Source organism: Paenibacillus sp. PL2-23 (assembly GCF_040834005.1).
Lineage (GTDB): Bacteria > Bacillota > Bacilli > Paenibacillales > Paenibacillaceae > Pristimantibacillus.
On record NZ_CP162129.1, the window covers coordinates 2,031,535 to 2,046,322 of the forward strand.

A 14,788-nucleotide genomic window follows, 5' to 3' on the forward strand; every position below is an offset into this window, starting at 1 on the left:
TTTTTCCATATAAAAAAGCTAAAATTTTCATATTGGATTGGAATGCCAATCCTTTACAATGAAAGCGCATCCAAGAATTGCGAGTAAAGGGGAGAGGAGGACAGCTTAACAATAACGGGCAAACCATATCACATGAATTTGAATTTGGGAGGTAATAAAATTTGAAGCGACTATTTGCAGGCCTGCTTACCTTGGCTATGATTGCCGGGCTGGCGGGACAGCCTGGCACAGCCAACGCAGCCACCCCGTTCCCTACTTTGAACTTCGATAATGGCGTAATCCCCTCTTATGTAACAGGCTCGAACGCTACACTTCAGATTGTAACGAATACGACAGGGTCTAAGGCGCTCAAGGTCAACTACGCCGTTGCGGACTTCCCCTCCGTGAAGTTTGCGCCCGCCACGCCATGGAGTGTAGGCTCCGGCAATGCGATTGCCTTCGAGCTGACGAATGCAAGTAATAAGGATATTACATTCTACCTGCGTGTGGATGACAGCGCCCAAGCCGACGGCGTGAAGGATTCTATCGTTAGTCAGGCGGTAGCGAAGGCCGGGACGACTAACCAATATTTTCTGAGTCTCAACTCCGCGGTGCTGGATTTGGGCATGCGCTTCCTGCCGCCTAATCCTGCCGGCTTACAGATGGGATATGCATGGGGAGATAAGTCCATTGATCCCGCCAATGTTGTGTCCTTGCAATTTTTTCAGATGTATCCCAGCACTGCTACAGCCTTGGTCATTGACAATTTGAGAGTGATCCAGGATCCCAATTCGAATCTAAGCTACTTGAACGGCATTGTCGATAAGTATGGTCAGTATTCAGGGGCAAGCTGGAGCGAGAAGATCAACAGTGACCAGGATCTCTTGAACGATAAAGCAGAGGAGGCGCTTGCGCTTAACGGTTCACAGCCCATTGCTACAAGCCAATACGGAGGGTGGAAGAACGGTCCCAAGCTGCAAGCGACAGGTCGATTCAGGGTTGCTCAATATGGGGGCAAGTGGACATTGGTTGATCCTGAAGGGTACTTATTCTTCTCGACTGGTGTGGACGTCGTCCGCTTGGATGATATGCACACCTGGATCTCGGGACGGGATGCGATGTTCAAGGACCTTCCGGCCAAAAACAGCTCACTCGGCGAGCACTTCCGTTATACAACGACAGTAGGCAGCCCGCCGCTGGGACAAACCGAGGGCTGGCTGTTCAATCACTATTCCGCGAACCTGGAACGCAAATACGGAACCGATTATATCAATAAGTGGAAGGATGTATCCGTGGCCCGCTTCAAAAATTGGGGCTTCAACTCGCTTGGCAATTGGTCGGAGCCAACGCTGTTCTTCGGCAAGGGCTCCCAGCACAAGCTGGCGTATGTGGCCAATGGCTGGACGAGTTGGGGAACCCACACTACCATTCCAAGCGGGGAGTGGGGAGGGGTTGCCGACCCGTACGATCCGCAGTTCACGGTCAGTGTCAACGATATGGTGCAGAATCAGATTGTTGCGTATGGCGTCGCGCAGGACCCATGGCTTATCGGCATTTATGTAGATAATGAAATCCCTTGGGGCAGTCCTGCTACTACACAGAGCAAATATTTGCTTATCAGCAACCTGTTAGCCATGAATGCTGCTGACAGCAAAAGCTATGCCAAACGTGCCATGATCGCCCATCTGAAGACCAAATACAGCAACAACATTGCAGCATTAAACGCCCAGTGGGGCACTTCATTCGCTTCCTTCTCAGCAATAGACGCGCCGTTCAAGCCGGCGCAAATCTCAAACGGCATGCTTCCCGACTATTCAGCGATGCTGAAGCTTCTGGCAAAAAAATATTTCAGTATCGTAGATGCCGCCTTGACACAAGCACTGCCCAATACTCTGTATCTGGGCTCCAGGTTTGCGGAATGGGGCATTAGCAAGGAGGTTCAAGAGGCCGCCGCTGAATATGTGGATGTGGTGAGCTACAACGTCTATAAGGAGTCTGTTAACGGTCATAGCTGGATGGATATCGCTGCGCTGAACAAGCCTGCTATTGTAGGAGAGTTTGCCTTCGGATCCAATGATAGAGGTATGTTCGGAACGGGTCCGAACTCGGAATCCGCCGCGTCAAGCCAGCAGGATCGGGCGTCCAAATTTACGAATTATATGAATGCCGCCTTGCAGAATCCTTATTTTGTCGGCGCGCATTGGTTCCAATATGTGGATGAGCCGCTGCTTGGCCGTCATTGGGACGGCGAAAATTACAATCTGGGCTTTGTGGATGTGGCCGATGTTCCGTATGCTCCTCTTGTCCAAGCCGCTAAAACGGTTCACGCTCAAGCCTATGCCACAAGATTCGGCAGCACAGGGAATACGAAGATATCCTTCGAAACCTCGGAGAATCTATCCCTGATCAGCGCTTATAATCAAGCGACTATTCAATATGTGTCACAGGGCGCAACCGATGGTGTTCGCGCTATGAAGGTCAATGTAGGCACTCTCGATACGGTGTATGCCGGAGTAGAGTTCAAACCTGCTTCGCCATGGAATCTGGGAGCTGCGCCATCCATCACGGCAGATGTGACCAACCCAACCGCATTGCCGATACAGCTCCGATGCAACGTGCTGGATAATAATGGACAGCTGAGAACGTTTTATTTTACCGTAAATGCCAATGCTTCTCGCACCATTACGCTCGGCAGCTTCGGCGCCTCGCCTGCCCAAACGTCTGGGGCTGACGGCTATTGGGGAGCGACAAACGGATTGTCGACGGCCCAAATCAAGTCCATCAGCTTCTACTTGTGGGAGGACGCGCCGCAAAGCGGGAATTCGTTTATAATGGATCGTCTGCTTGTATCCAAGTAAAGAAATGAGGGAAGCAGCAACAAATTACCTCCCAATAGCATTTGTTTACCGTTGCTTAGCCTAATCCCTTGTATTAATGTCTAATGTACAAGGGAGGGAGAAGGTCATGAGCAGGCCTAATATATTGTTCGTTATTGCAGATGACGCATCCCATATGGGAGCGTATGGCCATGATTTTGTATCGACACCGGCATTCGACCGGGTAGCGAAGGAAGGTGTTCTGTTCCAGAACGCCTTTACCACCAATCCGAAATGCGCGCCTTCGAGAGCCAGCATTCTTGCCGGCATGCATACCTGGCAGATGGAGGAGGCATGCAATCATTTTGGCAAGTTTCCTTCCAAATTTGCTTGTTATCCGGACCTTCTGGAGGAGCAGGGCTATCATATCGGCTATACAGGAAAGGGCTGGTCTCCAGGCGATTGGAAGTCAGGGGGACGCAAGCGGAATCCAGCCGGTCCGGCATATAATGAGAAGAAGCTCGTGCCGCCTACAACGGGCATCAGCACCATTGATTATGTCGCGAACTTCCATGACTTTCTGGACGATCGAGCGGGGACGGAGCCGTTCTGCTTCTGGTTCGGATGCCTGGAGCCTCACCGCCATTATGAGCAAGGCAGCGGTCTGCGCGCCGGGAAGCGGCTTGAGGACATTAAGCTGCCCGCCTATTATCCCGATGATGATACGATTAGAAGTGATTGGCTGGATTACGCCTTGGAAGTGGAATGGTTCGACACACAGCTGGGTAGAATGCTGGACCTGCTGGAGGAACGCGGTGAGCTGGATCGAACTCTCATCGTGGTGACCTCCGACAACGGCATGCCCTTTCCTCGTGTGAAGGGCCAGATGTACGAGCAGGACTTCCGCCTCCCAATGGCAATTTGCTGGAGGGAGAAGGTGCCTGGAAACCGGAGGGTTCAGGATCTCGTCAGCTTTATGGATCTCGCCCCCACCTTCCTGGAGGCGGGGGGCGTAACTCCGCCCTCCCAAATGTCGGGGAACAGCCTCATGAGCTTGCTAATAAGCGACAAGGAGGGACAGGTAGATCCTTCTCGCGTACGGGCGTTTATGGGCAAGGAGCGGCATGATCTTGGCACGGAGGGCGACGTGGCTTATCCTGTGCGCTGCATAAGAACACCGGATTACTTGTATGTTCGCAATTTTAAGCCTGAGCTGTGGCCAGCTGGCAATCCCGAGACCGGTTATCCTAATGTCGACAGCTCTCCGACCAAAACCTTGCTGCTGAAGCAACATGAGGAGGGCGATGACGAATATTACCTTCTTTCATTTGGTAAGCGACCGGCTGAGGAATTGTTCGATATCGTTGCCGATCCGGAATGTATGGTGAATCTGGCGGATGTGGAGGCCTATCAATCCTTGAAGGAATCGCTGTGGGAAGAGCTGAGGGATAAGCTGGAGCAGACGGGAGACCCCCGTATTATGGGCCAAGGGGATATATTCGACGGCTATGAATATGTAGGAGACCAATCTCATTCCTGGAAGGCGTACAAGGAAGGCTGGTTTGAGAAGCAAAGGTTTTAGAGGTCTGAAGAAGCCTGGGGGCAACGTTGGTCACAACGAAGCCTCGCGGGCTTTTTTCTTTATACAACCGTTATTGGACGGACAGTAACAAATGTTCCACCCTCGATTCCTATTTTTTCTGCCTATACGCGTTTGTGGAAGCGCTTTACAATTGATACGAAACGTAACATTTCACACTTAAATGAAGGGAGTGAGCATTGCCATTTGGTCTTGCAGCATGGGAGGGAAGGTAGAGCGATGGGATGAATAAATCTAATTCAAGGAGCGATTGCGATGAAGAAAGGTCGAAACGCAAGATGGAAGGCACTGCTGGCCATTGTGCTGGCATGCTGTGTAGGCGGGATGGGGTTTCCAAGCCTGCCGCCGCTGTCAGCCGCCGCAAGCCCGCTTACTGCGGAGCTGTTAAACAATCCAGGCTTTGAATCAAGCGGCGGCTGGTATGGGGACAATGTGACCTTCAATATGAAAACGACCGACAAGCACACCGGCTTGAAGTCGGGATTCGTCTCTGGCAGGCCGGAGGCGGGCAAGGGTCTCATCTACGGCGGCAACCTGAAGCCTCTCGTGCTCTCGGCTGATGAAGGGACATACACCGTTGGGGCCTGGATGAAGCTGGCGGATGCGGGAGCGACGGATACAGCGGTCCTGCAGGTGTATATGAATGACAACAATGTCATTCGTACCTTCGAGGTGACAGGCGAGGTAGGCAATAGCTGGACCTATGTGACAGGCACTGTGCCGCTGGAATTTTCAGAGTACATGGGTGACATCAAGCTGAAAATCTTTACGAAAAACAGCACAAAGGACTTCTACGTAGACGATTCCACGTTCTACAAGGGGACAACCTATCTGGCCGCTCAACGTCCGGCTGCGCCGGGGGGACAAGCCTCAGGTCCTGATCTCTCCAGCCTGCAATACTTAAAGATGTCGGATGATTATCGCGTCTTCATTAACGGAGAAGAGAAGTTTGTGTACAAAAGCTTAAATAATGCGGGCGGCAACGCCAGGTATAACAGCATGTCATTCATCAACTTCGATACGAGCGGACCTGCTGAGGTGAAAATATACCCCAAAGCTCCCGTCTTCGAATATCAGCTCCGGCCATATTCCTATGATATCGACAGTGAATTAACAAGTGACGGCATGATTACCTTCATGCTGGAGCCGACCAAGCAAGTTGTGCTGACGCTCGGGGAGAATTATGACAAGGCGCTGGTCATCTGCGCGAATCCCGTTGAGCAGGCACCCCAGCCATCCGCAGTAGCTCAATATTACGGTCCTGGCGTTCATGTCATCGGGCATTGGAGCGAGCCTGGAGCGCGGGGCAAGCTGCAGAGCGGCGACACGGTATATATTGCTGAAGGAGCCGTCGTTGTGGGAGCCTTCAATGCCAATGACCGAAGCAACGTGAAGATATACGGACGCGGCATAATATATGGCGGAGCGTATCCTCATGATGAGGATTTCAGCAGCTTCGTAGCGGATTCCAAAACGGTGGATGTCGAGAACATTACGGTTGAAGGCATCACCTTCACCAACTCGCCAGGCTGGACCATTCGCGCCTTCTCGCATGACGATGAGAAGAAGAACGTCAGGCAATTAACCGTTCGCAATGTGAAGCAAATCGGGCAATGGCACTACAATACAGACGGCATTCAGATCGGACCAGACGGCTTTCTTATTGAAAATAACTTCCTACAATCCAATGACGACAATTTTTCGTTGAACGGAGCTTGCCGAAATGGCGAGATTCGCAACAATATACATTGGGTGAACCGCAACGGCGGCGTGTATACGCTGGGCTGGGGCGTTAATCGTATCGAGAATATTCATATTCACGATAATGTCGTCTATCGTTACGGCTCCAAGCTGTCCATTGATGCCGTCTTCCCTCTGGAGATGACCAAGGACATCGCGAAGGTGAAAAATATTCATTATAAGGACATTATTATTGAGGACCTGGGTGTAGGCACCTATTGGGTGGATTACAGGGCCAAGTCTAGAGGCTCCGTACAGGATATAACCTTCGAGAACATTACAATTCTGGATAGCAAGCCGGGCAAAATGACAGGCTACAGCAGCGCCATTCCGATTAACGACGTTGTGTTCAAAAACGTAACGCTGAAGGGTGTTCCCGTTACGGACGCCGCATCGGGCCAGCTTACATTAACCAATGTAACGAATGTTCAATACGCGCATGATGCCGTACCTCCGGTGCTGCTGCCGATTGCTTCAGCACAGCTTAGCGCAGATAAACATGTGCTGGTAGCGGGAGATGCTGGGCAGAATACCGCCAAGCTAACGGTCAGCGGCAAGCTGACGGATCAGTCCAATGCGCCTATATCGCAGGCAACGGTCGTCTATTCCTCTTCTGCTCCCGATGTTGTAAGCGTTTCAACGTCGGGAACAGCACAGGCTCTGAAGGCGGGGAGCGCCGTCCTATCCGCAGCAGTTACGTTGAACGGGGCGACAGCTGCAACGAACAGTATTACCTTCCAAGTGACGGAAAGCCCGCTGCTTTCCCATAATGTTGTCATCAATGGAGGCTTCGAGGGGGATGGCGGCTACAAGAAGCCGCCGACTGGCTGGACGGTCACAGGGGATGCAGCCTTTTATGCGCAGGCTAACGGTCAATACGGGAATTACTCCCACTCCGGGCAAGCCTATGGCAACTTCTACAGCAGCAATCCGTACGTAACGACGGTCACGCAGACGATCAGCAATATTCCTAACGGAGATTATTATTTCGAAATGTGGTACTCCGGATGGGAGCGGAATTCGGCATACGCCGGCGTGAAGGATTATGGCGGAGAGCTGAAGCAGGTAGCTCTAACCGATCAGCTTAACAATCAGCACAAGGTGAGCATTGACTCAATCCCAGTAACGAATAATCAGGCCACCATTGTGGTCCATCTGGACGGTAAAGGCGGCAAGCCTCTGTACATTGACGATATCGTTCTGATGAAAAAGAATGGGGGCACGCCGCCTCCAGCATTCGAGGAAACAGCCCCGGGGCTGCGATATACCCAAGGCGGCTCCTTGTGGGATGCCGCAAGCGGAACGTTAACCTTCACCAAGAGCGGTACAATTGACGGCTTCTTCTATCAAGTGCCGTCGGCGGTGAAGAAGGTGTTTATTGCATCCAATGTTACGGTAACAGGCGGCTTCCTCTTCAGCTCCAGCGCTACGATTGAAGGGGAGAGCTGGGATACCTCCGTTATCTATGGAACGCCGGAGCAGCGATACTCTCAGAATCGGGGGCTTAATCCATGGCAGCTGAATGCGATTGAGATGCGCGGCAACGGCACCTTGCACGTCAAAAATTTGAAGTCGCTTAATCCGAAGGGCTACCATATTTCGGGTTATGGCTCAGGCACCGTCATCCACGTCGATCATGTTCAGATGATTGATGACCGCGGGGGCGATCAGAACAATGGCGACGGGTTTGTTGGTACGGACGGCTCCTCTATTCGTAACAGCTTTATCAGCACAGGTGACGACGCCATTAAGCTGTATCGGAATATGACGATTGAGAATGTGGAGATTGAGATGCTTCATAATGGAGCGCCGATACAGCTTGGCTGGAACGATGATGAGAATCAGGTCGTCAATGCCTCTATTAAAGACCTGAAGGTGGTAGGGAAAAGCCCAAGCGAGACCTATAATCTTGGCGTGTTCAGCTGGGTTCACGGCACGACGGCCAAAACCCGCAATTTGACAATTGACGGGCTGTACGTGAATGCTCCAGGAGCGCAGCTATTCCGAATCAACTCGCCGAACGCAAAGCTTAATATGAACATTGTGGATGCCAATATTATTACCGGCGTCTACGGAACGGTCAAGTCTACAGGAGCAATAACCATTAATGGATCAACAGAACGCTCCAACTATTATTCCTTCGATGGCAGTCTGCCGGATCCAGGCGATCCCGTATATGAGCCTTCTCCTTATCAAGCGACTGCGGTGAAGGGAAGTCCCGTTGTTGATGGTGTGAAGGATGACCTTTGGGACGCTGCTCCTGTCATCAAGACGGATAAGCTGCGCATGGGTGAAGGGCTGACAGCGGCAGAATATCGGATGATGTGGGACGAGGGCTACCTGTATGTGCTGGCTCAAGTACAAGCAGCTGCTGGATTAAATGCGGATAACCCTAATATATGGGAGAATGATTCCATAGAGGTGTTCGTCGATGAGGATAACGCCAAAGCGCCCGCTTACGACGATAACGACAGGCATCTTATCGTTTCCTATACGAACAAGCGCCAAGCTTTCGACACTGTCGGACTGGAGCAGGTTCACACAGCTGCGGCTGCCGACGCTACCAGCTACACGGTGGAGATGAAAATTCCTTTCCTGCTGCCCCATCAGGCCGGACATGTGATCGGATTTGACGGACAGGCGAACAGCACAGGGGGCACGGGCAATCGGGTTTCGATAAGCGGCTGGTCCGGCGAGCAGAACCTGTCTGACAAAACCCCGCGCGTCTGGGGCGAGCTGACGCTGGCGGATGAAGCGGGCTCAGGCTCTGATCCGGTCATTGGAGCGGAGGATATGACCATTACGGAAGGGCAAAGCTTTGTGCTTCCGCTGACGCTTCGCCATACAGACGGCTTGGGACGGCTGAAGGCGGTTATTCATTACGATCCCAATAGGCTCACGTTCAAGCAGATTACATTCAAGGACATACTCCCACTGGTCGAATACAACGCTGAGACACCAGGCCTTATCGTATTTGATGGTATCAATGAAGCGGGAATAACGTCCGCATCGGAGCTCATTGCGGAGCTTGAATTTACAGCGAAGCCATTGGCTGGCGAAGAGTCGGCAACCATGTCCATTCTGCTGGATGGCATTGAAGCCCATACCACTCTGGGGGCGCCATATTCCATCACCGCTCAAGCCGCGGTCATTACCATTGATGAGCGGATTGTCTTCGGGGATGTGAATGATGATGGCCGAATTGACGGATTGGATGCGCTGAAGCTGATGAGGCATCTGACAAATCTGGAGACATTAACGGCCGAGCAGGCCAAGGCAGCCGATTACGATGGCGATGGTGTGCTGACCACTTCGGATGTGCTCAAAATTCTCAAAAAAAGCGTTGGTCTAATTGATTAGGAAGCTATGGTTATGGATGACCGTCGTGATGCTGGCCATTAGTCCCCTAGTTCCGGTACAAGCGTTATCGATGGAGCAGCCCCTGCTTGTTGTGCAGTCTGCATCCGGGAAGCCGGGAGAAGAGGCGATTGTACAAGTGCTCCTCCGAGAGCCGGCACAGCTCAAGACCCTGCGATTCAAGCTGCGCTATGACCCTTTCTTGCTGGAGCTGAATGAGAGCAATGTTAGGCAGGGAGGCGATGTGGGAGCCGGCTGGCTGTATGCGAGCAAGGTCGAGCCTGATCAGGGCACTGTGCACATAGGAGCCGTCAGCACCAAAGGCTTTCTGACGAATCAGGATGCCGTAATCGCAACTCTATCATTTGGCATTCGAGCCCAGGCGAAGGCTGGTCCTGCGCGAGTCACAATTGAGACGGTTGAGGCTTATTACGATGTTGCGAAGCCGGCACCTATTCAGACTAGCTCCGGGAGAATCGACATTATGAGCACCACATCGCCTGTCAATATGCCTATCTTGAAGGGAGAGTCGGTCATTGAGGTCGACGAAGCCAGCAGAACGGTCCATCTGGTGCAGCATGTTAGGGCTCACAACGGCACTGTCGAGACAGTTATCACGTTGTCGGATATGCGAAGGCTGATAGATGAGGCGAAGAAGCTGGCTCTGACAAGTCATGCGTCCAGCAAGATTACCGTTAGGATCGAAGCCGTTGTGAGTGCAGAAGAGATGGTGAAGAAGGCAGTCGTTACCTTGCATACCGGCATTCTGGAGGAGCTTGTGAGTCTTCAGGGGATTCAAGTCCTATTGGCTACGCCGCTTGGCCAGATAGCCTTGGACCATGAAGCATGGCACTCCATCTCCAAGCAGGCCAGCGGGGACCTGAGGCTTCAATTGGAGCAAATCGCTTCAAGAAGCGTCCTAGATGCACTTGTGCATGATAGCGGGCGGATAGATGCCAAAGGCTGGCCGGCTTATGGATTCGAGATGACATCCGACAGCGGTGCTATTACCTCTTTAATGGGAGGGGAGATGACGGTTATGCTTTCCTATGAACGCACTGACAACGAGCATCCCTCCAAAATAGTCGCATACGTGCTGGATGAGGCGGGACAATGGAGGCTCGTAAAAGGTCATTACCTCGATGAAGCCGGAAGCTTCTGGCTGCTCTTATCGAATATGTCTCCGATCAAGATGGGGTATGTGGACATTCAGTTTCTGGATGTGTCCGAGGGGGATTGGTTCCACGACGCAGCAGCGTTCCTGGGAGCTAGAGGCATTACGGATGGCGTAGGCGAGCAGCGATTTGCGCCCTATGCAACGGTGACGCGAGGACAATTCATCAAGCTGCTCTTAGACGCATATGGCATTATGCCAAGAGGAAGCGGCGACAACTTCGAAGACGCTGGCAATACATGGTATTCGGGATATCTAGCCAGCGCCAAGCAGCTCCAGCTGTCCGACGGTGTAGGACATAACCGCTTTGCGCCGGAAAAGCCCATCAGTCGCCAGGAGATGTTCACTCTGGCTTACCGTATGCTGCAGCAGCTGGAAGAGCTGCCAGCCTTGCAAGATGATGGCCCATTAAAGTTCAAGGACGATTATGCCCTTGCGCCTTGGGCGGAGGAAGCCGTCACCTACCTCGCTGCTGCGGGAGTCGTAACGGGTGACGGCCAGAATGTGAAGCCGCAAGGCCTGTCCAGCCGCGCGGAGTTGGCCCAATTCGTGTATCGGTTATTGAGGAGCTAGATAGTCCTGTTCTCAGTATTTTGAAGTTACTGGCTTTAAAAAAATTTTTGGGCATCCAGTGACGTTGTCATTGGATGCCTTGTTGCGCATCAAGCGCACGGGTCGTGGTTGGGTGGTTATGTGGAGAGGAAGCTGGAATCATGCGAAACGATAACAAATAATGGAATAGTGAAAAAAAAGATAGACTTTGATTGTTATGCTTAATGAGGTAAGAATAAAACAGAGAATACAGTAAAGGAGAATCTAAACGATGAAACATGTATTAACCTGTATTGTAATCTTGGCAATGGTAGTTACGGGTCTGATTCCAGTACACCCAGCACAAGCAAGTGCTAATGAATCATTAGTCATCTATCCAGCCCCAGGTGATGGAGTAAAGGAATCCCCCAAATACAAAGTATTTGTCGAACAAAGCAACAGGAGAGAGGCTTCGTTTGTATACTTCTCAGAGCCTCCAGTATTTGACCCCAACGATCCGAAGAGCGGCAACAAAAATGATGGCGCGGAAATCTATCGAGCAGCGGGAACTACTCAAAACTGGACGACTTTCTCTCTAGAAGGTACGGCTACTGTAGAGGTTCAAAAATTAGATGGAAAACCAATTGAAAGCGTTCGCATATTGCCTTCAAAATATGGCATAGAAGGTATAATCAGCGAGGATCGACAGAGTGTGAGATTTGAAATTAAATCTACTCAAAAGGCCTTTGTTGAATTCGATGGCGAATTAATTGATCGTATGTTTGTATTCGCTGACCCGTTGGAAGAACCAGATATTGTACCTGAGAAAACAAATGGAGACGTATTTGTAGCAAAATCGTCCGGAGGAGCTCTAGAGGGGCTGAACGAAACCCACAAGGTCCTTTTCTTTGAACCGGGAGTGTATGATATTGAGAGCTATGGTCCTATTAATACAGGGACGACAATCGAAGATAGAACGGGCTCCCATAAGGCTTGGATAGTGCCTTCTCATATCGAGCAGATTTATATAGAAGGAGGCGCTGTTGTTTTTGGCGGATTTCTAATTAATCACAACAATGTCGTTGTCAACGGACGAGGAGTTATTTCAGGCGAGACATTGCTGTATCATCAGATGAATTTGCTTGAGTTCAATGCAGGTACCGAAAACGGTTATGTTGAGGGTATTACAATGTCTGATGGTGTGCATTTCTCTTTGAGAGGCTACAATGCTCGCTATAATGGCGCAAACTTTAAAGTAATCGCTAATTGGCGCTTCAACAACGATGGGATCAATGTGCCTCAAGATGCTTTAATAGAGAATGTTTATTTGAGCGGTAATGATGACACCGTAAAGTTTTATTTTGGTGGATCGACATTGAAGGATTCAGTCATTGGTCAAATGGTCAATGGGGCCGTGTTTCAGTTCGGATGGTTCCATAAGGATGTCGCAAATGTCAACGTTTCAAATATCGATGTTTTGTTTTTTGACGGATTTAATGCCAATCAGAATTTAGGTGTAATCAATTATAGGCCGCGGGGCAACAAGGATGACAAGGTATACGCCATAGAAAATATCACTTTTGACGGTATTCGAGTCGAAGGCCCGACTATCCGATTCATATCTCTCGGAATACCGCAAAATCAAGCCTTCAAAAATATAACGATTCGGAATGTTGATATTCATAGCTGGCGCAATCCAACTATTAAAAACTATATTAAAGGTTCGACAGATGCATCATCAACGGGGATGGGAGAGGTTCAAAATATTCGATTCGATAATGTAAAAGTTAACGGCATGTACATGACAAAAGAGAATATGGAAACGATAGGTAATTTCGAACCATTAGATAACAAATTTAATAATGAGGTTCATTTTGAAGTAAGTGTAGATAAGACAGAGCTTGAAACCAAAATGAATGTTGTGAAAGCTCTAATGGAATCTAATTACACACAAAGCTCATGGTCTGCAATGCAGGCAGTATACAATCATGCCCGAGAAGTGTATTACAGCACGGAATCAACAGAGATTGACACGAATTCAGCAACGGAAGCATTACAACATGCGCTTGATGCTCTAATTCCGAACATTACAGTAACACTCAACAAAACAACAAGCAGCTTGGTTGTAGGCAGCAGCGAATCGTTAACAGCAACTATAGCACCGGACGTAGCGACAGACAAGTCAGTCATGTGGTCTGTAAGCAATAGTGATCCGGAAGGTGTAGTCACGGTAGATAATAATGGTTTAGTAACGGCGTTGAAGGCTGGTACAGCCATTATAAGAGCAACAAGCAATGCAGACACAACCAAATATGCAGAACATTCAATAACAGTGAGCTATCCCGTCGGCGGTCATGAGGGCAACGGTAGCGGAGGAGGGAATAGCAGCGGTACGATTCCTTCAAATGATCATCCTTTGAAAGTAGAGATTACGGCTCCTCAGTTGAACCCTAACACAGGTACCGCAGAAGTGAAGATAACTTCTGAAAAACTGAAAAAGGTATTAGAGACCTCCAATTTAGCCGTTGTCGAAATTCCAAAGGTCATGGGAGCCGTTTCTTATGAAGTTAACTTGACAGCGAGTGACTTAAAAGCCGGTGACGACAAGAAAATTGAAATCATTGCGGATATAGGTACTGTAACCGTTCCGACAAACATGTTAAGCCATTGGAGCATAGAAGGATCTAAGAATATTTCCATATCTATAGCTTCGGTAGACGCAAGCAAGCTCAACCATGCTTTTAGGGAGCAACTAGGTGACAAGCCTGTCCTTGAATTCCATATGAAGGCTGATGGAGAAATCATAGAATGGAAGAATAAAGAAGCTCCTGTTCGTATATCGATCCCTTATGCACCTACAGAAAAAGAACGCAAATATCCTGAACATATTGTGATCTGGTATATAGACCGCTCAGGCCAAATAACACCAATTCCGAATGGGAAGTTTAATTCAGAATCGGGAAGCGTTGATTTTACAACCACTCATTTCAGTACCTATGCCGTAGCATTTGTACAAAAGACCTTTCAAGATTTGACGGGACATGAATGGGCTCGAAAAGCAATAGAAGTGAACGCCTCAAAAGGGATCGTCCAAGGAATCAGCGATTCAAGCTTTGCTCCTGCAGCCAGTATAAAAAGAGGCGATTTTATGCTGTTGCTTATGAAGACGCTTGATTTGAGTGGAGATGCAATCGACAACTTCTCAGATGTAAGCCTGTCGAGCTACTACTATGAAGCTATAGGAACCGCAAGATCGTTGGGTATTACAGAGGGCAAGGGAGACAACTTGTTTGATCCAGAAGCGTTTATAACAAGGCAGGAAATGATGACGCTCGTCTTTAAAGGCATGAAGGCAGCGAATAAGGGATTGATCAGCGGAACCGCTTCAGAACTAGAAAGCTATGCTGATTATGAGACTATCGCAAGCTACGCGAAAGAAAGCATTGCGACCCTGACAAAAAACGGGATAGTGTCTGGTAATGGAACGGATATTAATCCCCTCGGGTATGCGACACGGGCAGAGTCAGCAGTATTGATTTATAACATGAACAATCAATAGGAAGCATTGTCTCTCAGTTCACATTCCACCTA

General features: G+C 49.7%; 5 protein-coding genes. All 5 read left to right on the forward strand.

Annotated features, from left to right (window positions below):
- The first annotated feature begins 161 nt into the window (after positions 1-161).
- The 5 genes from AB1S56_RS08520 to AB1S56_RS08540 all read left to right on the forward strand — a co-directional run bounded on the left by AB1S56_RS08520 (position 162) and on the right by AB1S56_RS08540 (position 14,756).
- Positions 162-2,837 carry a hypothetical protein gene (locus AB1S56_RS08520; protein ID WP_340872815.1) on the forward strand — a complete coding sequence of 892 codons (2,676 nt, stop codon included), beginning with the start codon at positions 162-164 and terminating at the stop codon, positions 2,835-2,837.
- A gap of 106 nt (positions 2,838-2,943) precedes the next feature.
- Positions 2,944-4,377: a sulfatase gene (locus AB1S56_RS08525; protein ID WP_340872814.1), complete on the forward strand. Its 1,434-nt coding sequence runs from the start codon at positions 2,944-2,946 to the stop codon at positions 4,375-4,377.
- Between the two features lie 273 nt (positions 4,378-4,650).
- Positions 4,651-9,495: a sugar-binding protein gene (locus tag AB1S56_RS08530; RefSeq protein WP_340872813.1), complete on the forward strand. Its 4,845-nt coding sequence runs from the start codon at positions 4,651-4,653 to the stop codon at positions 9,493-9,495.
- Between the two features lie 16 nt (positions 9,496-9,511).
- A complete protein-coding gene (locus AB1S56_RS08535; RefSeq protein ID WP_340872812.1) occupies positions 9,512-11,239 on the forward strand; it encodes an S-layer homology domain-containing protein in 1,728 nt (575 codons plus the stop codon).
- 250 nt (positions 11,240-11,489) lie between these two features.
- Positions 11,490-14,756 (forward strand): S-layer homology domain-containing protein, encoded by a 3,267-nt coding sequence (locus AB1S56_RS08540; protein ID WP_340872811.1) that lies wholly within the window; start codon positions 11,490-11,492, stop codon positions 14,754-14,756.
- Positions 14,757-14,788 lie beyond the last annotated feature (32 nt).